This is a genomic window from Cytobacillus sp. FSL R7-0680, from assembly GCF_038009245.1.
Taxonomy (GTDB): Bacteria; Bacillota; Bacilli; order Bacillales; family Cytobacillaceae; genus Cytobacillus; species Cytobacillus kochii.
The window spans coordinates 3,348,329-3,372,778 of sequence record NZ_JBBPAO010000001.1; the positions used below are offsets into that span (position 1 = coordinate 3,348,329).

General features: G+C 38.8%; 26 protein-coding genes and 1 riboswitch. Of the genes, 9 read left to right on the forward strand and 17 right to left on the reverse strand.

The window, feature by feature from the left end; all coding sequences use genetic code 11:
- Positions 1-86: 86 nt before the first annotated feature.
- The 8 genes from MKY26_RS16660 to phnG are packed head-to-tail and all read right to left on the reverse strand — an operon-like array spanning position 87 to position 6,666.
- Positions 87-920, reverse strand: a complete 834-nt coding sequence (locus MKY26_RS16660) for a PHP domain-containing protein (protein WP_341058256.1) — start codon at positions 918-920, stop codon at positions 87-89.
- Positions 917-1,627, reverse strand: a complete 711-nt coding sequence (locus tag MKY26_RS16665) for a phosphonate C-P lyase system protein PhnL (protein WP_095371454.1) — start codon at positions 1,625-1,627, stop codon at positions 917-919. The genes MKY26_RS16660 and MKY26_RS16665 overlap by 4 nt, the downstream gene beginning before the upstream one ends.
- Positions 1,624-2,829 (reverse strand): phosphonate metabolism protein PhnM, encoded by a 1,206-nt coding sequence (phnM, locus tag MKY26_RS16670; RefSeq protein WP_095371453.1) that lies wholly within the window; start codon positions 2,827-2,829, stop codon positions 1,624-1,626. Before phnM ends, MKY26_RS16665 begins: the two co-directional genes overlap by 4 nt.
- A 15-nt stretch (positions 2,830-2,844) precedes the next feature.
- Complete coding sequence (locus MKY26_RS16675) at positions 2,845-3,684, reverse strand: ATP-binding cassette domain-containing protein (RefSeq protein WP_307316403.1); 840 nt, start codon at positions 3,682-3,684, stop codon at positions 2,845-2,847.
- Positions 3,677-4,543 (reverse strand): alpha-D-ribose 1-methylphosphonate 5-phosphate C-P-lyase PhnJ, encoded by an 867-nt coding sequence (locus MKY26_RS16680; RefSeq protein WP_307316401.1) that lies wholly within the window; start codon positions 4,541-4,543, stop codon positions 3,677-3,679. Before MKY26_RS16680 ends, MKY26_RS16675 begins: the two co-directional genes overlap by 8 nt.
- Positions 4,544-4,548: 5 nt before the next feature.
- Positions 4,549-5,640: a carbon-phosphorus lyase complex subunit PhnI gene (locus MKY26_RS16685; protein WP_095371450.1), complete on the reverse strand. Its 1,092-nt coding sequence runs from the start codon at positions 5,638-5,640 to the stop codon at positions 4,549-4,551.
- Positions 5,640-6,230, reverse strand: coding sequence for a phosphonate C-P lyase system protein PhnH (gene phnH, locus MKY26_RS16690; protein WP_095371449.1), 591 nt, complete (start codon positions 6,228-6,230; stop codon positions 5,640-5,642). The genes MKY26_RS16685 and phnH overlap by 1 nt, the downstream gene beginning before the upstream one ends.
- A 13-nt stretch (positions 6,231-6,243) precedes the next feature.
- On the reverse strand, positions 6,244-6,666 hold the full coding sequence (gene phnG / locus MKY26_RS16695) for a phosphonate C-P lyase system protein PhnG (protein WP_095371448.1): 423 nt from the start codon (positions 6,664-6,666) through the stop codon (positions 6,244-6,246).
- Between the two features lie 555 nt (positions 6,667-7,221).
- Between phnG and MKY26_RS16700 the strand changes: the two genes are divergently transcribed.
- Together MKY26_RS16700 and MKY26_RS16705 are read left to right on the forward strand one after the other, a co-directional pair.
- On the forward strand, positions 7,222-7,773 hold the full coding sequence (locus MKY26_RS16700) for a hypothetical protein (protein WP_180317035.1): 552 nt from the start codon (positions 7,222-7,224) through the stop codon (positions 7,771-7,773).
- 30 nt (positions 7,774-7,803) lie between these two features.
- On the forward strand, positions 7,804-8,481 hold the full coding sequence (locus MKY26_RS16705) for a hypothetical protein (RefSeq protein WP_341098194.1): 678 nt from the start codon (positions 7,804-7,806) through the stop codon (positions 8,479-8,481).
- An 82-nt stretch (positions 8,482-8,563) separates the two neighbouring features.
- Here the strand turns inward: MKY26_RS16705 and MKY26_RS16710 are convergent, their stop codons facing one another.
- Positions 8,564-9,238, reverse strand: a complete 675-nt coding sequence (locus MKY26_RS16710) for a GntR family transcriptional regulator (protein ID WP_341098196.1) — start codon at positions 9,236-9,238, stop codon at positions 8,564-8,566.
- A gap of 105 nt (positions 9,239-9,343) precedes the next feature.
- Between MKY26_RS16710 and MKY26_RS16715 the strand changes: the two genes are divergently transcribed.
- The 5 genes from MKY26_RS16715 to MKY26_RS16735 all read left to right on the forward strand — a co-directional run bounded on the left by MKY26_RS16715 (position 9,344) and on the right by MKY26_RS16735 (position 14,289).
- Entirely contained in the window at positions 9,344-9,679 is a 336-nt protein-coding gene (locus MKY26_RS16715; protein ID WP_095371445.1) for a heme oxygenase, read from the forward strand.
- A 101-nt stretch (positions 9,680-9,780) separates the two neighbouring features.
- Positions 9,781-10,467: a response regulator transcription factor gene (locus MKY26_RS16720; protein ID WP_095371444.1), complete on the forward strand. Its 687-nt coding sequence runs from the start codon at positions 9,781-9,783 to the stop codon at positions 10,465-10,467.
- A gap of 1 nt (position 10,468) precedes the next feature.
- On the forward strand, positions 10,469-11,479 hold the full coding sequence (locus tag MKY26_RS16725) for a sensor histidine kinase (protein WP_307316387.1): 1,011 nt from the start codon (positions 10,469-10,471) through the stop codon (positions 11,477-11,479).
- A gap of 100 nt (positions 11,480-11,579) precedes the next feature.
- Positions 11,580-12,341 carry an ABC transporter ATP-binding protein gene (locus MKY26_RS16730; protein ID WP_095371442.1) on the forward strand — a complete coding sequence of 254 codons (762 nt, stop codon included), beginning with the start codon at positions 11,580-11,582 and terminating at the stop codon, positions 12,339-12,341.
- A complete protein-coding gene (locus MKY26_RS16735) occupies positions 12,331-14,289 on the forward strand; it encodes an FtsX-like permease family protein (protein WP_307316382.1) in 1,959 nt (652 codons plus the stop codon). Before MKY26_RS16730 ends, MKY26_RS16735 begins: the two co-directional genes overlap by 11 nt.
- A 51-nt stretch (positions 14,290-14,340) precedes the next feature.
- On the opposite strand, the gene MKY26_RS16740 is transcribed toward MKY26_RS16735, so the two are convergent.
- From MKY26_RS16740 to MKY26_RS16755, 4 genes are all read right to left on the reverse strand, one after another.
- Complete coding sequence (locus tag MKY26_RS16740; RefSeq protein ID WP_322909876.1) at positions 14,341-14,670, reverse strand: thioredoxin family protein; 330 nt, start codon at positions 14,668-14,670, stop codon at positions 14,341-14,343.
- A 28-nt stretch (positions 14,671-14,698) separates the two neighbouring features.
- On the reverse strand, positions 14,699-15,922 hold the full coding sequence (locus MKY26_RS16745; protein ID WP_341098197.1) for a hemolysin family protein: 1,224 nt from the start codon (positions 15,920-15,922) through the stop codon (positions 14,699-14,701).
- A 182-nt stretch (positions 15,923-16,104) separates the two neighbouring features.
- Entirely contained in the window at positions 16,105-16,665 is a 561-nt protein-coding gene (locus MKY26_RS16750) for a nitroreductase family protein (RefSeq protein WP_281202835.1), read from the reverse strand.
- A gap of 44 nt (positions 16,666-16,709) precedes the next feature.
- A complete protein-coding gene (locus MKY26_RS16755) occupies positions 16,710-17,186 on the reverse strand; it encodes a methylated-DNA--[protein]-cysteine S-methyltransferase (protein WP_095371437.1) in 477 nt (158 codons plus the stop codon).
- A gap of 134 nt (positions 17,187-17,320) precedes the next feature.
- On the opposite strand from MKY26_RS16755, the gene MKY26_RS16760 reads away from it, so the two are divergent.
- Positions 17,321-18,529, forward strand: a complete 1,209-nt coding sequence (locus tag MKY26_RS16760; protein WP_307316372.1) for an iron-containing alcohol dehydrogenase family protein — start codon at positions 17,321-17,323, stop codon at positions 18,527-18,529.
- 239 nt (positions 18,530-18,768) lie between these two features.
- Here the strand turns inward: MKY26_RS16760 and MKY26_RS16765 are convergent, their stop codons facing one another.
- From MKY26_RS16765 to MKY26_RS16780, 4 genes are all read right to left on the reverse strand, one after another.
- Positions 18,769-19,503 (reverse strand): amino acid ABC transporter ATP-binding protein, encoded by a 735-nt coding sequence (locus MKY26_RS16765; RefSeq protein WP_095373573.1) that lies wholly within the window; start codon positions 19,501-19,503, stop codon positions 18,769-18,771.
- 24 nt (positions 19,504-19,527) lie between these two features.
- A complete protein-coding gene (locus MKY26_RS16770) occupies positions 19,528-20,286 on the reverse strand; it encodes an amino acid ABC transporter permease (RefSeq protein WP_341098199.1) in 759 nt (252 codons plus the stop codon).
- Between the two features lie 182 nt (positions 20,287-20,468).
- Entirely contained in the window at positions 20,469-21,314 is an 846-nt protein-coding gene (locus MKY26_RS16775; protein ID WP_095371434.1) for a transporter substrate-binding domain-containing protein, read from the reverse strand.
- A gap of 129 nt (positions 21,315-21,443) precedes the next feature.
- Positions 21,444-21,628, reverse strand: a riboswitch (Lysine riboswitch).
- A gap of 130 nt (positions 21,629-21,758) precedes the next feature.
- Positions 21,759-23,246 carry a methyl-accepting chemotaxis protein gene (locus MKY26_RS16780; RefSeq protein ID WP_233435338.1) on the reverse strand — a complete coding sequence of 496 codons (1,488 nt, stop codon included), beginning with the start codon at positions 23,244-23,246 and terminating at the stop codon, positions 21,759-21,761.
- A 143-nt stretch (positions 23,247-23,389) separates the two neighbouring features.
- Between MKY26_RS16780 and MKY26_RS16785 the strand changes: the two genes are divergently transcribed.
- On the forward strand, positions 23,390-24,436 hold the full coding sequence (locus MKY26_RS16785) for a ketopantoate reductase family protein (RefSeq protein WP_307316365.1): 1,047 nt from the start codon (positions 23,390-23,392) through the stop codon (positions 24,434-24,436).
- Positions 24,437-24,450: the final 14 nt, after the last annotated feature.

Here is a 24,450-nt window from a genome sequence, read left to right on the forward strand (position 1 = left end):
TTATTTCACTTTTATTTAAGCATAATAATCTAAACAAAAGACTGAATTTACTGTCTTTTTACACGAAATATACCGGCTTTCACTAATCATTTACAAACCAAATAATCAGTTAACAATCGGTTTATAGGCGACTCATAGTCCCCCATACGGACTGATGAACCAAATGCACCGTGATAATCTGAACCACCTGTCATAAGAAGACCATACCTTGCCATAAGGATATCAATTCTTTGGTGATCCGCTTCACTATGATCAGGATGATTACGCTCAATACCATCCAATCCAATCTGACTATCTACAAGCTCTTCAATCAGATCATAGGAATCAAGTTGACCAGGATGAGCAATTACAGCAAATCCACCATCTGCTTTAATCGCTCGAATGGCATCATATACGTCCACATAAGCAATATCCCCAGCAGCTACTCCCCCTCCTTTAAACAGTGAACGATACAGCTTTTTATATGCTTCTGAGTCGTAAGGTTCTGACGTAATGGCCGCCATAATATGTTGCTTATAAATCGTCTCACTTGGTGAGGCGATTTGCGATATTGCTTTTATAGACAAATGGATGCCTTGCTGTTGAATTTGCCCAATTTGCCAAATGGAATGGGCTTGTCTACGCTTAAGCACTTCATTACATAATGCTAAAATATGCCCTTTGTTAGCATCATAATGGTAGCCTAGTACGTGTACTTTTCGGTTTCTTTTGAAATCAAATGCGGAAATTTCAATCCCAGGAATGAGCTGAATCTGATATGTTTCTGCCCATGTCAAGGCTTCCCCTTGCCCTTTTACCGTATCATGGTCAACGATGCTAATATGTGTGATACCGGTCGCTGCAGCTTTTTCCATAACCACTTGAATGGAATCTGCGCCATCTGAAAAACCGCTATGAACATGTAAATCCGCCTTCATCATAAGGCCGCTCCTGCCCTTTTGAACGATTGCTGGCTCATTTCAAAAATATGATCACATAATTCATCCATAAATTCGATATCATGGAAAACCCCTAGCAATGTTGTCCCACTTTCCTTTAACTTTTGAATCACTTCTTTCACCTTTTGCTTGGACTGTTGATCAAGACTTGCTGTTGGCTCATCTAAAAGGAGTAACCTTGGCTTTTTAACGGCTGCAATGGCAATGTTTAACCTTAACTTTTCCCCACCTGAAAATGTATTAGGGTACGTATCCCATAGTTTGCGATCAAGTTCAAAATGAGAAAGCACTTCCTCTGCTTCTTTTTGTGCTTCTAATAATGACCGCCCCGTCTCCAAAACAGATTGCTCTACTAATTCGCGGGCGGTTGTTCGTGGCATGACATTTAAAAATTGTGACACATACCCAATTTCATATTTTCGTAAATAGATAATCTCCCTTTCTGACGCTTTTTGCAGATCAATCCATCCATATTTCTCTGAGTCAAAATAAATCCGCCCCGCTTCAGGTAAATATGTGCGATAAATACTTTTTAAGATCGTTGATTTCCCACTGCCACTTTTGCCCGTGATCCCAATAAATTCACCTTGGTTCATTGAGAAGTTCAACTGTTGCACAGCATGAATCGTCTGACCTAAATGCACAATTTGAAAGTTCTTCTCCAGACCTTCAATTTTTAAGAATGTCATCGTATTACCTCCTCCATCGCCAGGTTTTTTCGGTAATTTGTTGTCGTTATCACAACACCATTAACCATTGTTAATGTTACTGTTGGAAAACCATCATCCAATTTCTCAATGATGAGTAAATCGGCTTTATAGCCCGGTTTGATAGAACCAATTTCATGATTAAGGTTTACTGCCTTCGCTGGCTTTGAAGTGACCATTTGGAACATATCTAGGAGGTTCTGATCATACTTTTCATGGAGCGTAAAGATAGAATGGAGTAAGGCCGATGGATAATAATCACTACATAAAATATCTGCACATTGATTTCGAATCGCTTCTGCTGCAGATAAATTGCCTGAGTGCGAGCCACCTAAAAGGATATTGGGCGCCCCCACGATTGTATATAGACCGCTCTGCTTCGCCTTTTTAGCAACCTCTAATGTAATTGGAAATTCACTGATTGTGGTCCCAATGGATTGGACGAGGTCAATCTTACCTTTATGGTCATCATCATGTGAAGCAATGCTAACCCCTTGCCTTATCGCTATTTCAGCAATCTCTTTCATCATATCAATCGTCATCACTTTTGAAGATAGGCGGTCTTGGATAATACGATTTAACTCCTGTTCAGTTAAATCACGATAACCACGCATCGTTTCACGAAAAACTTCTAAATTACGATACTGACCTTGACCTGGTGTATGATCCATAAAAGATAGCAGGTGAATTTTACCTGAACGGAGGTTCTCTATTAAACGGTCGACACCTTCCAGATTATCTATTTCAAAACGAGCATGTAGGCGATGGCGAATAAGATGTTGCTGCTCGGATGTCTCCGTAATCGCTTCAACTAATTTCTGTACATTTTCTGGTAAGCGCATCGGCTTATGGGTGAAAATATCCTCCCGGTAGAAAGAAAGTGAATGAAACATCGTTGTAATCCCGTGTCCAATGAGAATCCTTTCTGCTTCACGCAGGCCCATTTGGACATTCATCATACTTGTCGGGCGCGGCGAGATGATAGATTCAATATAATCAGAGTGAATATCTATAAATCCTGGAGAAATATAACCCCCATTTGCATCTATTCTTTCAACATTGGTAAATGAAGTGAGTTCATCTTCTCTTACAATTGCCTTGATCCGTTCTTCTTCTACTAATACTGCATGTTTTTCTAGCATTCTATCTTCAAGTACAATCACACCGTTATGAATAATATACATATGCACCCTCCTCTTTTATAGCAACGAATAAACAAGCTGTTGTGTGTAAGCGTCTTGAGGATCTTCAAGGATTTGATCTGTTAGCCCTTTTTCAATTACTTCTCCATTTAACATCACCATTGTGCGGTCAGCTAGCATACGAATAACGGCTAAGTCATGTGATACCACAATCATGCTGATACCCATCTCACGTTGAATCGTTTTAATTAAATCAAGGACACTGGCTTGCACAGATAAGTCTAACCCGGTCGTTACTTCATCTAAGAAAAGAATGGGGGGATAGTTAGAAAGGGCTTTTGCAATTTGCACACGCTGCTGCATTCCCCCTGAGAACCGCTTGGGTTCTTCTTTCATTCTAAAAAGGGGAAGATGGACCTTGTCGAGCAATTCCGTTCCGACACGCTCCATTTCACCGACATGGCGATTGCCTGCTGCAATGAGTTTCTCAGCGATATTACCAATAGAGGAAAAGTCCATCTTCAACCCTTTTGCTGGATTTTGATAAACCATTCCGAGGATATGGTTGCGCACATATCTTTTTTGCTGATTAGAAAGAGCAAAAATGTTTTTCTCCTTAAAATCTTCATGGTTGATAAACATTTCCCCACCTGTCGCAGTCTCATCAAAATATAAACATTGCATAAGCGTAGATTTCCCACTCCCACTTTCACCAACAATCCCTAATATTTCCCCGGGAAATAATTCAAACGAGATATTTCGACAGGCATACACTGTCCCACAATAAGGGCAAAAATTCTTTTCTAACTGTCTCGTATCTTGATGCTGACAATGACTACAGCTTCTTCCAAACACTTTTTCTAATCGCTGGACTTGTAAGATAGGTTTATCACGCATAGCTTATATCCCCTTTTCCTTGAATCGCCCCATTTACTTGTGCTAAACAATGGTGAGAATCATTACATTGGTAATACACTTTATCTTTATCTGCATCTATGATCTCATCCAAAAACGTATCTGTTGCCCCGCATAAATGACAAGCTTGTTCTACGAAAGATTCGACAGTAAATGGGTAATCCTCAAATGCTAATGAACGGACATCTGTATAAGGTGGAACCGCATAGATTTTCTTTTCTCGTCCCGCCCCTAATAAAATAAGTGCTTCCGAATGATTCATTTTATGATTATCAAATCGGGGGATAGGACTCGGTGCCATCACATAACGGTCAGCTACATAGACGGGGTGGTCCGCTCCTGTTTTGGTCTGACCATATTTCATAATTTGTTCAAATAACTGTAGCCAAGCACCGCTGTATTCTTCTTCCGCATGGAGAATTTTCGTTTGTCTTTCACTTTTTTCTACTGACCGCAATGGTTCTGGAGCAGGGACCTGCAAGACGAGCACTTGACCTTCAGTTAAAGGCTGCTCAGGGATGCGATGTCTTGACTGAATAATCGTTGCTTCTGCTGTTCCTTCCGTAATGGCAATGCCTGTCGTTTTTTCAACTAGTTTTTTAATATTGACTGCATTAACTGATTCATCTGATCCTTGATCAATCACCTTTAATACATCGTCTTTGCCAATGATGGATAGCGTCACCTGTAATCCACCTGTACCCCAACCTCTAGCGATAGGCATTTCCCTCGAAGAAAAGGGCACTTGATATCCTGGAATACTAATCGCTTTTAAGATTGTTCTTCTAATCTCTTTTTTTGAGCCTTCATCGAAGAAAGCAAAATGATGGAGTCTTGTCATAATTATTACTCTCCTTTCTGTCCTTTTCTTGCACGATCGAGCTTAGATTGGAAAGTCACATAATGAGGAAGTTTCAAATGCGAAATGAACCCTGTCGATTCAACGGAATCAATATGCAATAAAACAAACTCCTCGTCATGTGTAGGAAAATCAGATGATGGGTGCTGCAAGCATTGATCTAAAATACTCATCGCTATCGCCTTTGTCTCATTTTGTCCGTAGCACATCCCATAGCCGATTTCAAAGTCGAGGGCTTCTTCACTTTCCTCACTTGCGCCCTTTACCGGCACAAATGATTCCACTTCTGTCACTTCAATAGCACCTATATAATATTGCTCTTCCTCACATTCATGTGGAGATGAGATGTGAATAGGCATCATACCCACCCTCAACTCCCCTACATTGGGATGAACTTGACCGTATCCCCGCATAGAAGCATAACCAAGAGAAATAACTGCACCTGTCTGTCCCCTTGTTAATGTCTGCAACCTTGCACTTCGATTGGCAGGAAATTGGAGGCTCTTCTTTGTGACATCAAAAGGCTCGCGATTATCATCTACATAAGTTTGCACAAGACCGTTTTCCCTTAAATATTCCACAACTTTAGGGAAGATTTGTGATGATGGCTGCTCTCTCAGCTGATCGATTCTTTCTTTATAATGCTGCAACCATTGTTTCTCTTCTTGTTGATCCTCTATTAATAAATCAAAATCTAACAACCTATGTGTATAATCCGTTGTTGCTCCTAATATTTGTCCACCAGGAATATCTTTAAAACTAGAAGAAATCCGCCTAGAAATGCGCATATCTTCTGTCTGGATTGCTTCGCTATAATACAATCGTGGTAATGTCGAACGATGGGCACGCAAGGTAAAAACGGCCTCCTCCATATTCCCTTCCGATTGTTTAATAGCCAACGCAGCTAACATAGGCGCATATAGACTAGCTTCAGACATCACCTGATCTACTAAGCCCTTCATCGTGGCAAGAATTGTTTCAATCTCTATATGCCTTTCACCTTTCAGCCGGTTATAACGAAGGCGTTCAATGGAGGCTTCGATAGCCTCTGTCCCTCCTTTAACGGCAACATATCCCATTACTTACTCACCTCACTGATTACTGTTGTCCTTGGTAAACAAACAAGCTTACCTACTTGGTCCGTTATCACGATATCGATTCCTAACGGAAATTCTTGATTTTTCTCTTCACGCGCTTGGTTGATTGTCTGAGAATAAGCGAGCTTTATACGCTTAGCCTTCTTGATCCCTGGCCCTGATAATAGCCATTCTTGCCCTGATGACAACTTCGGGGTCTCAATAATGATAGTGGCAGAAAGTTGGGGATCGATTAAACTACCATTTTTCGCCGATTGGATAGCGCTTATTAGACCAGCTTGTGGTAAATCAGCTGTAATGATGATAAAATCGGCTTCACTTTCCTTCACATGCTTGGCTAATGTCAGTTGAGAGATTCTTTGGACGAGTGGCGTATGGTTCCCTTTAATATGGAAAGTTGCCTCGCTATCGAGTAAGGTTACCATCGTTAAAAAAGTAGAATGATAGCAATCGATTGGATGGTCAATTTGAATCATTTGCTTAGCTAAACTATTTGTTTTACCAGGCTGCGCCATGCAATCCATTACCTTGCGAAACACAGCTTGTGTGTCATGGACATAATCAAGTGGCATTATTTTCACTCCCTTAAATTGACATCGTTTCAAAGGACACTTTTGTTTCCATTAATTGTGCCTGCTCTTTATTTTCCTGATTGATGATTGCTTCTTCTTTCGCTTGGAGAAATTGATTCCATCTCGCTATAATCGGCAATTTTGCGCCATAAGCGGCATCAATGATGGCAAGGTCACGAGACCACTCTTCTTCTAGACCGATGACCATTCCCTTACCTAGGCTGCCCTCTATTTCTACCATCGTCTCCGTCATTAATACTTCCCCTAGATAAAATAGGGATTGCTTAGCTGTTTCTCTTACCTTCAGCATTGTTAAACCGTTTCTCGGTGCAACTATTTCTTTTACGTCGTAATGTTCGGTCACCTCTCTCGCCATCTCCTTAGCCAACGAGGCTCCCGCCTTCACTAAAATCGTTGTTCTTCTTTTTCGATTCATCTCCCTACCTCCTCTCGCAAGTTCATCGTAACTTGGCGCCAAGCTGTTGTGTTTTAATTTATTTTTAATATTGTGTAAATAAGGATTTACATGGCGGACACCTTTATAGAATCAACCCTTGCCAAAAACCCCTCTCCTTGTTTTGTGGTGAGGGGTCTTTAAAAATGAATATAGCTATATTGGTTTCGGGCTTGAGCTGCTTTTTTTGAGGTTATTAATGTGGTTGTCAGTTAGTAGGGTGAGTAAATCGGTGGTCGGTGGTTGCTCTCGCTTATCAAGCGATTAGCTACCATATTCCGTTTTGGTTTCGAAATAATGTTCAATTATGACCTTAATTTCATGATACCCTTTGACATGGAGCCTCTAAGGGTATAATTAATTACTCGCCGGAAAAAGCCAGAAGTATCAAAGGCTGGTACGCCCTACGATACAAGGTGATTATGCCCGCATCTCCATATAAATGTGGCGACAGCATCCTTCAAACTGTTGTCAGACTCATCCAATCAAAATGTATATTCTTAAATGAACGTTTCAGACTGAGACTGTGTGTAAATCATGGTTTTGCGCAAGAGCATGATGGACTTGGCTTTGTATTGCGCGCAAATCTTAGTTTCGCGCATTATTCTTTTGAATTTGACTATGTACTGCGCGCAAACCTTAGTTTCGCGCACCATTCTTTTGGATTTAGCTATGATCTGCGCGCAAACCTTAGTTTCGCGCACCATTCTTTTGGATTTGGCTATGATCTGCGCGCAAACTTTAGTTTCGCGCACCATTCTTTTGAATTTGGCTATGATCTGCGCGCAAACCTTAATTACGCGCACCATTCTTTTGGATTTGGCTATGATCTGCGCGCAAACCTTAGTTTCGCGCACCATCCTTTTGGATTTGGCTATGACTTGCGCGCAAACCTTAGTTTCGCGCACCATTCTTTTGGATTTGGCTATGATCTGCGCGCAAACCTTAGTTTCGCGCACCATCCTTTTGGATTTGGCTATGACTTGCGCGCAAATCTTAGTTTCGTGCACCATTCTTTTGGATTTGGCTATAATCTGCGCGCAAACCTTAATTACGCGCACCATTCTTTTGGGTTTGACTATGTATTGAGCGCAAACCTTAGTTTCGCGCACCATCCTTTTGGATTTGGCTGTGATCTGCGCGCAAATCTTAGTTTCGCGCACCATTCTTTTGGATTTGGCTGTGATCTGCGCGCAAACCTTAATTACGCGCACCATTCTTTTGGATTTGACTATGTACTGCGCGCAAACCTTAATTACGCGCACCATCCTTTTGGATTTGGCTATGATCTGCGCGCAAATCTTAGTTTCGCGCACCATTCTTTTAGATTTGGCTATGATCTGCGCGCAAACCTTAATTACGCGCACCATTCTTTTGAATTTGGCTATGATCTGCGCGCAAACCTTAATTACGCGCACCATTCTTTTGGATTTGGCTATGATCTGCGCGCAAACTTTAGTTTCGCGCACCATCCTTTTGGATTTGGCTATGACTTGCGCGCAAACTTTAGTTTCGCGTACCATTCTTTTGGATTTGGCTGTGATCTGCGCGCAAACTTTAGTTTCGCGTACCATTCTTTTGGATTTGGCTGTGATCTGCGCGCAAACTTTAGTTTCGCGTACCATTCTTTTGGATTTGGCTGTGATCTGCGCGCAAACCTTAATTACGCGCACCATTCTTTTGGATTTGACTATGTACTGCGCGCAAATCTTAGCTACACGCACCATTCTTTTAGATTTGGCTTTGTATTACGCGCAATTCATGGAATCGCGCAATAAGGTGTATATTTTTCTATAACCTGCGCGCAAATCATATTTTCTCCCTCTCTCACCGTTCTCTCTAGCAATATATATCTAAACACCAAGCAATCGGCCCCATTTTAACGGAGCCGATACTTAAATTTATCACTTCTATAAAGAATGCACGTTCGTTCTAGTATTTTTTCAGTGTCTTCGCATACGGTATGACTTTCAAGACAAATAAGTGGGAGGATATTATTGCACTTGAGCAACTCTTGCTCATAGGCGGAGGGGAATTGTACGCTTAATACTGCTCCATTATTGGTGAAGTGATGAAAACCATGAGCTCGGTAATAGGCGAACATGGATGTAATTGTCGGCGCATCTTTTTTAATCGTAGGGAAAACCTCTGTATTGACATACGATTGATGAATAGCAATTGGCTCCCCATTAATATAGCGAAGTCTCGACAACATATAGGTTTGGTTCTCTTTATTTATCTCATTATCTGGGGAAAATAGATTTATAGTTTTCAAATCATAACCGGAGGCTAGCATTTTATCTGTAAAACTTTCGCCCCCCGATAAGTGTAAATGAATCGCTTCTGATTCAGGCTTTAAATACCGCCCTTTTCCGCGTACTGAATAAAGGTAGCCTCGACCTTCTAAGTGTTGTAATGCTTTTCTCACAGTCATTCTTGGCAACTGAAACTCTTCTGCTAATTGATTTTCAGATGGGAACTTTTCATTCGATAGATACTCACCTGCAATGATTCTTTTCACTAATTCATCAATTAATAATGCTTCACTATACATCCCTCTCACCTCTCACCTTTATTTTACCAAATGAAGGGCTTTAATTTCAGAATTGATGAAAGTAAGTTTATAATAAAAGCATGATCACTAAAAGGAGGAATCATGATGTATATCGTAACGAATCGCATTAAAATGAAAAAAGGTTTTGCTGAAAGATTAGCACCTAACTTCACCAAGCCAGGTCCTCTACAAGAAATGAAAGGTTTCATTAAAGTGGAAACCGTTATTACACAAAACTTAGAAGAACATGATGAATTGAATGTGAATATGTATTGGGAAGACCTTGATAGCTTCCAAGCTTGGAAGGAAAGTGACATATTCAAACAAGCACATAAACGCCCCGAACCAAAACAAGGGGAAGAGCCTAAAGAATCTCCAATGCTTGGTAGCGAACTCGTTATCGGAAAAGTAGCAACGACAGTTGAAGCTATCGGAAAATAAAGGATAAGAAGATCGTCGCTGTACGGTCTTCTTTTTTTCCAGAAGGTTGTCCTCCCTTTCGTTTTTAATATAATATATGGAAAAACAAGTGTGGTGAAAAGATGTTTACTCTCTTACTTATAGAAGACGATGAAAGCTTATATCGAGAAATCAGAGAAAGATTAGAACAATGGTCATTTAGCGTGCATGGAATTGATGATTTCTCAAAAGTAATTGAACGATTTTCAGAGGTTAAGCCTGACCTCGTAATCATAGATATTCAATTGCCTAAATATGACGGCTTCCATTGGTGTCGTATGATTCGTAACCATTCTACCGTTCCGATTATCTTCTTATCTTCTCGTGATCATCCGACAGATATGGTCATGTCTATGCAACTTGGAGCAGATGATTTTGTGCAAAAGCCTTTTCATTTCGATGTACTTGTGGCAAAAATCCAAGCTTTACTAAGAAGAGCCTATAACTATACTGCTGATTCTCAGACACTACAAACATGGTATGGAGCTAAAATCGATTATGAAAAATATACGGTTTCTAACGAACACGGTGAGATTACCTTAACGAAGAACGAAATGTTTATTCTTAAACAATTGCTTCAACATAAAAATAAAACACTAAGCCGTGATGAACTTATTAAAGCTCTATGGGATGATGAGCGATTTATTAGTGACAATACTTTAACCGTTAATGTGAACAGGCTAAGAAAACGACTGGAGGAAATTGATTTAGGCAAACATATACATACAAAGGTAGGACAAGGTTATATGGCAATGGAAGAGGTCTATTAATATGGTGATTACTTTTTTAAAAGAACGAATAAGTTGGATACTCCTCTTCCTCTTCTCTCTCATGCTTATCATTGTATTTGCTTATATTGATCCTGGATTATCAATGTATTCGACCCTCTATATGGTTGCGATCCTGCTGGTTATTTTCATTATCTTTCTATTCTTGCGTTTTATAAAAGAGGTCTCCTACTACCGCCGATTAGAAAATTGGGCGCCTGGACTTGATCTCCACTATTTAGAAGAGGCCCGCTCACCTTTTGAAAAAATCATTGAATCTAGTCTTCAGAAACAAACGCAGCAATTAGAGATGGAAAATCAACAGATCAAATTGGAGATTGAACAAGAGAAAGATGAATTATTGCGGTGGATTCATGAGGTAAAGACCCCTTTAACAGCAATGAAACTCATCATTGATCGCCTAGAGCATCCAAGCTCGAAATCTGCTTTAGCTAACGAGTGGCTTCGCATTCATTTACTGCTTGATCAACAGCTTCACCATAAACGTATGCCAACTTTAGAAAATGATCTTTATATTGATAAGGTCTCACTTGAGGAAATATTATTTAGGGAAATACGAGACTTGCAATCTTGGTGCATGCAAAAAGGAATTGGTTTTGAACTCGATCTCGCAGTAAAAGAAGTGACAAGTGATGGTAAATGGCTTGGGTTTGTGATTAGGCAGATTTTATCTAATGCAGTAAAATATAGTCACTCATCCGAAATTACCATTGAATCGGAGGCACTTGGTGACATTAACGTTCTCACCATTTCAGATAAAGGGAAAGGTATTTCACAAAAAGATTTACCACGTATATATGACAAGGGTTTCACTTCAACCGCTGACCATGCAGGACATGCAGCTACAGGAATGGGTCTTTATTTAGCCAAAAAAGCAGCTGATACATTAAAAATAAACATTCAAGTTAGCTCAATCATAAATGAAGGGACGACAGTAACACTTGTATTCCCTAAAATGAATGATTTCGTTGATATAAGAATGACAACGAAGTGACAATAATGTCACACGCAATGATATTTTGTTCGCTGAATCGAAGGAGAAAGTCTCTCTATCCCTTTACAATGTAGGTAAGCTTAGAAAAAGGAGCATTCACATGAATATATTAGAAGCACATAAAATTCATAAAACCTACGGTAGTAGAGGGAATAAACAAGAAGTTTTAAAAGGCTTAGACCTGCATATAAAGCAAGGTGAATTTGTCAGTATTATGGGCGCATCGGGGTCTGGGAAGACAACCTTGCTCAATATCCTTTCGACGATCGATCACTTAAGCGCTGGTTCAATTAGTATTGAAGGCAAAGAAATGACGAAAATGAAAGAAAGACAACTTGCCGAGTTTCGTAAACATTATCTCGGCTTCATTTTTCAAGATTATAATTTACTTGATACATTGACAGTAAAAGAAAACATCTTACTGCCATTATCAATCAAAAAAGTATCACGGACTGAAGCCAATAAGCGCTTTTCTGACATCGCCTCTGAATTAGGGATTGAAGATTTAGCTAACAAGTACCCAAGTGAAATTTCAGGTGGTCAAAAGCAAAGAACATCAGCAGCTCGTGCTTTTATACATGATCCTAGTATCATTTTTGCTGACGAACCGACTGGTGCTCTTGATTCGAAGTCCGCTTCGGATTTACTCAATAAATTAACGCGACTGAATGAAACAAGGAAGTCAACGATTGTTATGGTCACACATGACCCCGTTGCGGCTAGTTACTGTAGTCGTGTGATTTTTATTAAAGATGGCCATATTTACACGCAATTGAACAAAGGTGATGAGAAGAGGCAAGATTTCTTTAAAGATATTATGAAGACACAAGCCATTCTGGGCGGTGTACAAAATGAACATTAATTTGCTCATTTGGCGTAATTTAAAGAAGAATTTGAAGAATTATTACCTTTATGTTTTTGCACTTGCTTTTAGCTCTAGTCTTTATTTTGCCTTTGTTACATTACAATATGACCCTGCATTAGATGAGGCGAGCGGTACTATAAAAGGTGCAGCAGCTATACGGGCAGCATCTGTCCTTCTCATCGTAATTGTTGCTGTATTTCTCTTATTTGCTAACAATCTTTTTATAAAAAGACGTGGGCAAGAAATCGGGCTCTTCCAACTTATCGGTATGACGAAAGGGCAAATCTTCCGTCTACTTACAGCTGAAAATTTCTTATTATATTTCAGTTCTTTAATGATTGGTATTTTTCTTGGTTTTCTCAGCTCGAGGTTTGTGCTAATGATTCTGTTTAAATTAATATCGATCGATGAATTAGCGGAATTACAGTTTTCATCCCAGGCGTTAGTACAGACGCTAATTGTTTTTGCTGTGATTTATTTACTCATTATGGCAAATAACCTTTTCTTTATTCACCGTCAGAGCATACTATCACTGTTCAAAGTAAAAGCAACTACAGAAGGAACTGTAAAACGGGTCACGGTTGTAGAAATTGTAATTGGAATATTAGGACTTTGCTTTATTACAACAGGTTATTATGTATCATCCAAACTTTTCAGTGGTAATTTTACATCAATAAATGAATTATTTCTCGCCATGATTTTCATCCTTGGGAGTGTCATTATCGGTACTTACCTTTTCTTCCGTGGGTCGATTACTTTCATTGGTAATGTCATTCGCAATGGTAAAGGCGGCTATCTTAACATAACAGATGTCCTCTCTTTGTCATCAATTATGTTTCGCATGAAATCCAATGCCTTATTATTAACGGTAATAACAACCGTATCGGCATTAGCTATCGGTTTACTCTCTTTATCCTATATTCAGTTCTATTCAGCAGAAAAAAGCGCATTTGAACGTGTACTAGCAGATTTTTCTACGAATAGTGAAAAAGAAGCAAACATGCTAACAGAGGCATTCACTGATCATAATATAGCTTTTACAGAAGAAACAACGGAAATCGTAGTTACTACCTTTAATATGGCAGACATGATTCAACTATCTGTGGATCCTGAATCAGCAGGTATGGATGTACAGAAGATGGAATCGACCGTAGTTAGTGATAAAGATGTAGACGGTTTAGACGTTAAGCCAAATGAAGTATTCTTTACTGGTTGGCCTGCCATGTTTGATTCTATCATGGATGTAAACGAAAACAGCTCTATTGTGATGCATACAACAGCAAATGAATATAAATTAGATCTTATTGGTTTAAATGATGAACCTGTCATTCCATTTTATTTCACATTTGGCGGCTCTCCTACTGCTGTCGTCGATGACACAGTATATAAGCAATTGCAAAAAGCATTGAATCCAGATTTACAAACCATTTTTAAAGACCAAGGCAACGTTTTTTATAAAATCAACCTGGAAAATCAGGACGATGTAGTAAAAGCAAATGATCTATACGAAACGCTGGACATCGAACGAAATACCTGGTCCCTGCAATTAGAATTTCAAGGTGTGAAAGAATTTATCGGTTTGACATTATTTATTACCGGCTTCTTAGGGCTTACATTCTTAATCACTTCAGGCTGTATCATTTATTTTAAGCAAATGGATGAGGGGGAAGAAGAAAAGAATGGCTATACGATTTTACGTAAGCTTGGCTATACTCAGAACGATCTCTTAAAAGGAATTTGCGTGAAACAGTTTTTCACTTTCGGTATCCCACTTGTTCTCAGTCTGTCTCATAGTTACTTCGCTGTTAAATCGGGCTGGTTCTTGTTCGGAACAGAAATGATGACACCAACTATTATTGTCATGATTATCTATACTGTGCTTTATTCCATCTTTGGATTATTAGCAATTTTACATTATAAGAAAGTGATTAAAGATGCATTATAATTAAGAAGGGCACCGTTCATTTAAGAACGGTGCCCTTTTTAATGCATTTTTTCACATCATAAAGTTTAAATGCTTTAATTGTTTGTTAAACTCCTGTACTCTCATAAATCTTCCTTCTCTTAAGTACTCTTTCCCTTCTTTAAAGAGGATGATTGTCGGTACAGAAAATACCAAAAACTCACCGGCAATTTCGCTTACAACCTGATAGTTAACTTTTCCTAGTTTTATCTTTTGGTAATCCTTTACACTCTCAAATAATTTGGGATACAATGCATGACATACACTACATTGATCACTCCAAATATAAAGGAGGGCAAAGTTATTTTCTTGAATAAATGCTCTCACTTCTTTAATAGATTTCAATTCTGAATGCTTATTCACTTTTTCAAACCCCTTTAAAAGCACAGCATCATTTTTTAGTAATTTTTATTTTAGTCAGTGCTCTCCCTTTTACTTCTAATATTTCAAAAGTAAGATTGTTTTGTACAATGACTTCACCTACCGCCGGAAAATGGTCTATTTGCTTTTGTATGTAACCTGCAAGTACATCATCTTCCTCTGGTATATCTGTCTTAAATACAGAATTGAGTTGATATAATGTAATTTTTCCATTACAGATGATTTCTGTGTCAGTCAGCTTATGAATATGCCTTTCAGTATCCAGATCCATTTCATCTTCAATTTCTAACCCGATCATGGCTTCAATAATGTCTTCATGAGTAACAATTCCTTCTGTTCCACCATATTCGTCCAAGACAATTGCTAGATGTTTTTTCTCCATCGTCATTTGGCGAAAAACACGCTCAAGAGAAGCAAATTCATAAATAACCAAAGGATCTGTATCACAATAATCCTCTAGTGTTTTATGTGGTTCCGCATCCCAAGATAATAAGTACTTTGAATGAAAAACTGCGACAATACGATCAATATCCTCCCGATAGACAGGATACCTTGTATACGGATGTTGAATCACAGTATCCCTTACTTCTTCAAATGTAGTTGTAATAGGAAACGCAACAAGATCTATTCTTGGGGTTTTTAGCACGTCTTTTACATTTAAATTATGAAAATTAAGTACACCTTTAATACGATGAGACTCTTCTTTTTTAAAGATCCCTTCCGTGTCAGCGATTTCCACTATTGCCCGTAACTCTTCCTTAGAAATTGATGATTCTTGCTTCTGCCCCTTTGATAATATGCGGGTAATAAAACCCGTTAATCCATTTAAAATGACTGTCACTGGTTTTAGAATAAAAATAACAGACCGAATCACAGGATATACAAGATACGATATACGATCAGGGAAAGCTGCTGCAATGGATTTCGGAATTACTTCCGAAAATATAATAATAACCACTGTTAATATGGCCGAAGCGAGCGCAACATTAAAGCCATATTGAATAGCAAGGGTTGTTACAAGTGTCGGTAGCAAGATATTAGCAATGTTATTACCAATGAGAATAGAAGTAATAAACTCACTTGGCTTTGAGACGATATTAAGTAGCTTTTCAGCCTTTTTATCATGGTTTTTCGCTTTCGTTCGCAGCCTCATCTTATTTGTTGCAGTTAATGCCGTTTCACTCCCTGAAAAAAAGAATGAAACAAATAAGAGAAAAATAATAGCAATAATCAACTCTAGTCCCCCTCACAATGGAACAGCAATTAAACGTTATTTTATATACCAATAGTATACCTAACTACTCCTCCTACAAACATATTTGATTGACTTTAAAAAAGGTTTATATATTCTAGCAGCTAAAAAAAGGCTAGGAACCGCTTTTCGCACCTGCCCCTAGCCTTTATTATCACCTTATTTTACTCTTTAATAATTTGCAGCTTTTCTTTCATACTTGTTCGCGGCTTTGCTTCAGGAATATGATCGGCATAACCAATCATTAAAGTAGCTACTACTTTCTCCCCTGGTTTTACACCAATCGCTTCTCGGAAGACAGGATTATAGATCCAATCATTGGTTCGCCAAATCATGCCAATGCCTCTTTCCCATGCAGCTAATTGGAAATTTTGAATCATCGCACTCACTGCACCATAATCCTCATCCCATGTCTTTTGACGAGGGTCCTCAGGCATCACAACAACTAAGTGCAAAGGTATAGAGCGAAAATAAGCGGATTTATTTTGTGCTTTTTCAGGTATGGTCCCATCCTTTAATTTTTGCGTTTGGCAAAATGCATCAATAAACTTCTCTTTCCCTTTTTCAGCGAATAGTAATAAACGCCATGGTTCCGTCATTTTATGATTTGGTGCCCATTTTGCCACCTCTAGTAATTCTACAATTTCATCTATGCTTACAGGATCTTGTTTGAACTTTTTAATCGAACGGCGATCCTTGATGATTTCATCGATCTTTCTCTCCATTTCCAGTCACCTCTTCTAACATTCTGCTTACCAGAACTATTATACTATTTTCTGAACTTTCTTTCATGCTCAAGCAACCAGCCTTTTCTTTCCATCCCACCTGCATAACCAGTTAACTTTCCGTTTGTGCCAATAATACGGTGGCAAGGTACAATGATACTCATTTTATTTTTACCATTAGCGCTCCCGACTGCACGGACAGCTTTTTCATTTCCGACAATGACGGCAATGTCTTTATATGAGGCAGTCTCGCCGAAAGGAATTGTTGTTAACGCTTGCCATACATTCGTTTGAAAGGTTGTCCCATTGAGCTCATAAGTAATTTCAAATGCTTCTCTCTTCCCTTGAAAATATTCCTCTAATTGCTGTACACATTCCTTTATTACATCTGGCGAGTCATTTCTCAATGGTTCTGCGATTTCCGTTCTATCAAGAAATTGAACAGCTGTGATGGCTTTTTCTGTTCCTTCGATTGCTAGCACACCTACAGGGGAATTTATTTGTACAATCGATTTTTGCATAACAAGCTCACTTCCTCATTTTTTACTTGTATTCTAACACTCTTTCTAAAATTTAGTTAGAGAAAGAAGGAAATCACCTTGTAAGCGCTTAACTATTTATAAGTAAAAAAATATTAGAGGGAGAGGATCAGCGAATGAGTTTATTGAACGCATCATTTCACTTAAATCTACAAACGGATTTAAAATTTGGTTATGAGGTCGTTCAACAAGAGCTTTCAGACAAAATTAAAGCGACAGGAAAGAAGAAGGTCTTCGTTTGTACAGATAAAGGACTGATTTCATCAGGTGTCGTAGAAAAAATTACCCAAGTATTAGAAGATGCATCCATTGAATATGCTGTTTATGCAGAAATCGAGCCCAACCCGTCTGCTCATTCGGTTATGGAAGGCATGAAGAGCTTTCAATTAGAAGGCGCAGACTTGATTATTGCCCTTGGAGGCGGTAGCTCTATGGACTTTGCCAAAGCGCTGGCTGTTGCAGTCACACACACCGGACATGTACTGGAATATTCTCTTGGCGGTAAGCCAATAGAAGATAAACTACCATTACTTTTTGCGATTCCAACAACAGTTGGTACTGGGTCTGAAGTAACGATTGCAAGTGTCATTACAGATAGCGATGGTGGTAGAAAACTTGTTCTAGGATCTCCTTATCTTGTACCAAAAGTTGTGTTTGTGGACCCGGCACTCACACTTGGATTGCCACGAAAGCATGTTGCTGCTACAGGGGCTGATGCACTTGTCCATGCCATTGAATCTTATGTATCATTACCAGCTAATCCTTTTACAGATGCTCTTGCTCTTCAAGCGATTCGCATGCTCTGGACCTATTTACCACAAACCTATGCTCATGCAGACAATTTAGAAGCAAGGGGGCAAGTCCATCTTGCTAGTACATTGGCTGGCATGTCATTTAGCCTCGGTGGATTAGGGATTGTTCATTCCTTATCACATCCAATGTCTGCACGCTACGGTGTCCCCCATGGACTTGCGAATGCTGTGATACTACCAAAAGTGATTGCCTACAATCTTCCAGCATCAACAGAAAAATATGCAACAATTGCACGCATGATTGATCCATCCTTACATTCCGTTAGTATGCAACAAGCAGGCAAAACTCTTATTCCATTAGTAGAAGAATTAATGCATTCTATTGATATTCCACAAAATTTTGCGCATCTCGACCACCACTTTACAGATGAAGATATCGCCCAACTAGCAGAAGATGCAATGAACGATCATGGAACCGTACATTATAATCCAAGAAAAGCAGTGAAAGAAGATATTGAAGCCATTTATAAAAAGGTCTTACCTGTGAATATAGACGAGAAAATTTATCATTAACTAAGAAAAAAGAGCAGTCCTTCCGAGCTAGACATGAATAAGCTTAATTCTGGAGCGGAAATACGACAGCATAAGTTGATCTTACGAATGTAGTTCATTCATCTTTGTCGCGGCTCAACTTCTACCAAAGGACCGACAAACTTCTGATCCAATTCCAAAGCTTTTAACAACGTTCCGTACGAGAGGCTAAAACTAAAAGAAGCCAACCCAATTTAATTATTAAATCGGGCAAGCTTCTTTTAGTTACGTGTACGTTGTAGGAAAGCTTTGGTTCTTTCCATTTTGGGGTTATTGAATAGTTGCTCTGGTGTCCCTTCTTCAGCAATGACGCCTTTATCCATGAAGACAACGCGATCCGACACTTCACGGGCGAATTCCATTTCATGGGTGACAATAAGCATGGTCAGGCCTGTGCCAGCCAGTTCCTTCATCACCTTTAACACTTCGCCAACCATTTCAGGATCGAGTGCTGAGGTTGGTTCATCAAACAACATCACATCTGGCTCCATTGAAAGTGCTCTTGCAATCGCCACACGCTGTTTTTGACCTCCGGAAAGCTGTCTTGGTTTAGCTTCTACATAAGCCTCCATCCCGACCACACGCAAATATTTCTTCGCGATTTTTTCTGCTTCCTCTTTTGAACGCTTTAATACTTTTATTTGCCCAACAACACAATTTCCCAATACATTATGGTTATTAAATAGATTAAAAGATTGAAAAACCATGCCGAGATTTTTACGATATTGATGGACATTATGTTTATCGTCGAGGATATTTTCACCGTTATAGATAATTTGTCCACCACTTGGTTTTTCTAATAGATTGACACATCTTAATAGGGTCGATTTCCCAGACCCTGATGAGCCGATGATTGTAACTACTTCTCCTTTATTCACTGAGAAGTTAATATCTTTTAATACTTCATGACTACCAAAAGACTTACTTAACCCTTGAATATCAACAACTGTATTCACTTTTCCAACTCTCCTTTCCGCCACCTATGCTCCTGTTGTTTTTCTTTTGATATCTTCTGCCGTATCCATTTCACCTGCAACGACGTAATTTTCCGGTCCATCCATTCTTCTTTCAATATAGCGTAGAATTAATGTAACGGTATAAGTCATAACGAAATAAATAATACAAACAACAAAGAATGACTCAAAGTAGCGGAAATTATTCCCTGCAATTGAATTCGTTTGGAAAAATAATTCAGATATAGAAATCACGCTTAACACGGCAGTATCTTTTATATTAATGATAAATTGATTACCTGTAGCTGGAAGAATGTTTCGAATGACCTGAGGTAAAACAACATTCATCATTGTTTGCAAATGGTTCATCCCAATGGCTTGGGCTGCCTCATATTGACCTGGGTCGACAGAAATAATCCCTCCACGAACAATCTCAGCCATATAAGCACCCGTGTTAATGGAAACAATAACGATACCAGCAACGAGCGGATCCATTTGATAGCCAAAGGCCATTGCTGCCCCGTAAAAAATAACCATTGCCTGTACAATCATTGGTGTGCCTCTAAAGAATTCAATATAAGCAGATAACAAGAAATTCACTATTTTTAATAACAACCGTTTAGGACCATTCTCAGGTATTGGTATTGTTCGAAGAATGCCTGACAACAAACCAATTAGGGCACCGAAAACGGTACCAATTAAGGCAATGACTAATGTCACACCGGCGCCTCGTAAAAACATTGGCCAATATTCGACAACGATGCGAATAATCCATTCTATACTCATAACAATGATCTCCTTTTCTCTCATCATGATTGGCCATTACCAATCAATCTGCTAAGGATTTGCGCTTCAAAGGTTTAATACGACGGAGAGGATGCGCTACCCTAGTTGTTTATTTCTCATGTCTCTCCTAACCTTCTTCTCGATATAAAACCGGCTACATCTCATGCAGCCGGCTCATTTAGTTATTCTGCCGCTGGCTGATTCTCAATAGCAGCATCCATTAATTCTTTTTGCTCTTCTTCAGAAATATCTGCAAGGATTTCATTGATTTTATCTGTTAATTCGCTACCTTTTTTCACCCCTACTGCAATGGCAGTATCTTCTTCACTTGTCTCAAATCCTTCAGTAAATTCAACCATCGCAAAGTTATCATTAGCAGCTGAAGCACTTACACCTTCCGGACGTTCAGAAACATAGCCGTCAATAATTCCAGACTCTAATGCAACACGCATAGCAGGGAAGCTCTCCATCGCTGTTTGCTGTTGTACGCCGTCAATTTGATCAATTACTGAATAATGAAATGTATTTAATTGGGCAGTAACCTTTGCCCCACTGAAGTCTTGAATGGATGTGGCATTTTCGTAATCGCCACCTTTTTTCACTACCATGACTAAATCAGATTCGTAATAGTTATCGGAAAAATCAATCGTTTCTTTTCGTTCTGCTGTTGGTGACATACCAGCAATAATAGCGTCAATTTTATCTGAACTTAATGATGGTACTAATCCATCCCATTTTGTTTTCACAATTACTAACTCTTTTCCTAAACCTTCTGCTATCTTCTTCGCAATCTCAACATCGTAACCGCCTGCAAACTCTGAATTACCTTCAATTGCTACTGCGCCATTGCTATCATCCATTTGCGTCCAGTTAAATGGCGCATAACCCGCCTCTAGTCCTACGCGAAAAACGTCTTTATCTTTTCCACCTGAACCTGTGCTTCCTTCAGCCTCATCATTTGAACCACAAGCAGCTAGAAACATACTCAGTACTATAGCCATAGCTAGTAAAGCAAATCTCTTTTTCATCTCTATTCCCCCTAATATATTTTTCTACTAATTAAACTATTCCGAATTAAGAAAAAGAATAACAAAAAAAGACCTGAGATGAACTCAGGTCCTTGTTATTCTTCCGCCTAAATCCTCTACTTTTCCCATTTTAGAGATAGTGCACCTTAATAAATCGGGTAAATTTATTAAGACAGTCCTGCAATTATTCACTGCAGACCCAACATGCTATACAAACGGGTATAGCACATTTCGGCGATATTTCCTTCTCTTTAGTCTCATCATGCCTTATCACTCTACTAAAGACTGTTAAATACCGCGCCTCTACCCCACCAGAAAAAGTGAGGTTTATTCAATTTGATATCTATTAGGCTACAATAGTTTAATAGCGTCTGTCAATATAAACTCTATGGAAAATTGGTCCTTTTTTCGCACAACCTTTTGATTAGAGCATAATTACCAATGTTAAGCTTGTTGGCTTGAAGCTAACTCTTTTAACTGTATGCTCAAACGATTAATATCCGCTACCGAATGATTTACGTTTGACACCATCTCATGTTCATCTTCTATGATAGCAACGATTTCCTCTGTAGCTGCGGCGTTCTCCTCTGATATATTTGCCATATTTTCAATCTGCTCTTGAATTTGTTCAAATTTTTCTGTGGCAGCGGAAACTTCATTGACACCTCTCACTAACTCTAAGTTGTTTTCTTGTAATGATGTTTGTATCTCGTTGAAAAAGGCAGATATCTCTGTTAGAAGTGCTTGTCCCTGCTTTACAGCACCTTCCCCTTCAAGAGAGCTTTTACGTGCTTCAAGAGACTGAGTGAAAAGAGTATTCGTCACTTCAGAGATCGCCACCGTGATTTCAGCACTTTGCTCAGCTAACTTCCTTACTTCATCTGCAACGACCGCAAACCCTCGCCCATGCTCTCCGGCTCTTGCTGATTCAATTGCTGCATTTAATGCGAGTAAATTAGTTTGATCGGCAATTTGTTTAATGCCTGCTAATAATTTATTCACTTGTTCCATACTTGAATGAACATCTGATACCGTCGATGCTGTCACACTAATCGTTGTATTTACAGTATTCATATGCGATGTAACATCGACTATCTTATTTAAACCATCTTGTACTTTCTCATTCATATTCTCCGACTTTTCTACGACACCTTCTGAAATGGCAACAGATTCTTTTGTATTTTGTAAAGACTGACTCATAGAATCATTGACAATATTTAAGCTGTTCGCTTCTTCTTGAATACTTGTAGCCATCTGTTGAGCAGCTTCTAATACTTGTTGACTTGACTCATGTATCGTTTCAATATTTTGCTTAAAAAGTCCAATATGATTTTCTAGAGTCACTGTACCTTTATCTATTGAACCAAAGGTGTCTTGCAACTGTATGAGGAGGTCCTTTGACTCCGTTTCTTTTTGCTCTGCTTGGTCAATTAATTCCCTACCCCAACTAGCTAATAAATAAAATAAGTACAAAATCCCGTTGGCGACAAGAATAATAGTAAAAATACTCCGGACACTATTACTTTCTCCTAATAACTGATGGCCAATTATAAAGTAGGTAGCAATAAAACTAACATTATAGAATACAGAAAAAGCAACAATCATTTCTTTCTTAAAATATAGCACCACCATTGCAATCGTTAAGAATAAAATATAATGCTTATTCAATGCATATCCGTCCACAAAAAAGAGCATCATCACAATGAGGTTTGGTATAGCAGCATATAAAAAGCCCTTTACGTAATCATTGATACGCAAAAAATACAGAACAATAGCCATGACAATGACAGAAATCCCAGCACACATAATGACAATTGTATCGCTCAAACCCCGGTCAATAACAATAGGTAAGACTAATAAAACAGCTAATGTCATCAATCCCCACATATTCACTTTATGAACTCTTAATAATTCATTCTTTTGCGTACCCAATTATTTTTCCTCCTAATTTAATCCAAAAACAAGGACTTTAAGCCTATTATTTGGGTTTTTTTTCTTTTATTTCTATTATTTATTTCGGTATGATTAACTTTTATGTTAGTGCTTTACAACTAAATATTTTAGGAGGATGCATAATGAGAATTGCTATCATGGGAACAGGATCTTTAGGGACGATTATTGGGGCACACTTATCAAAAGGGGCACATCATGTGGAATGCATCGATGTAAATACTGACCATATTAACGCCTTAAACAGTAACGGCGCAACAGTTGTGGGGACTGTAAACTTGCAGGCTTCTGTGAAAGCCATCACGCCACATGAAATGACTGGCATTTATGACCTTGTCTTACTTTTAACAAAGCAAGTATACAATAAATCAGTGCTCCTACAACTTCAAGCGCATATGAACGAAGCAAGTATATTACTCTCTTTACAAAATGGTGTTCCAGAAGAAAGTTTAGTAGAATCACTTGGTTCATCCATCATTATTGGTGGTTCTGTAGAGTTTGGTGCTACTTGGGTAAAACCAGGTGTATCACAATTAACATCAGACAAAGAGGCATTCTCTGCTCACGCTTTTCAAATTGGTGAGTTAGACGGACAGATTACTGACCGCGTGAACCTAGTAAAAACCGTTCTTGAAGATGTCGGTGGCACAATCGTTTCAAATAATCTAATCGGTACAAAATGGTCCAAACTTCTTGTTAATGTAGCGATGAGTGGTATGTCGGCAGCACTAGGTTGTACATATGGAGATATTTTGAATAACGAGGCAGCTGTCACAAGTGCAGTGATGTTAGCTGATGAAACGTTAAAAGTTGGTTACGCGAATAACATTCAATTTAGCGAACTAGCTGGTGTAAATGTTGGAATCTTCTCTATTAACGAAGACAAGAGCAATCTACCTATGGTCATCCAAGTTGCTAAACAAGCATTTGGTCCTCAAGCACTGCTCAAAGCTAGTATGCTACAAGATTTAGAAAAAGGATTACAAACAGAAGTCGACTATATTAATGGTTACATTTCAACAAAAGGGAACGCCCTACAAGTATCTACTCCAGTAAATGACCTTGTCACAAGCATGATCAAACAAGCAGAAGAAACAAAACAACTGCCGGACTTTAATGAAAATATTAAAGCATTCGAGTCCCTATTAAACAAAGAATTTGCTATTCATTAATCCATACTTGAAAG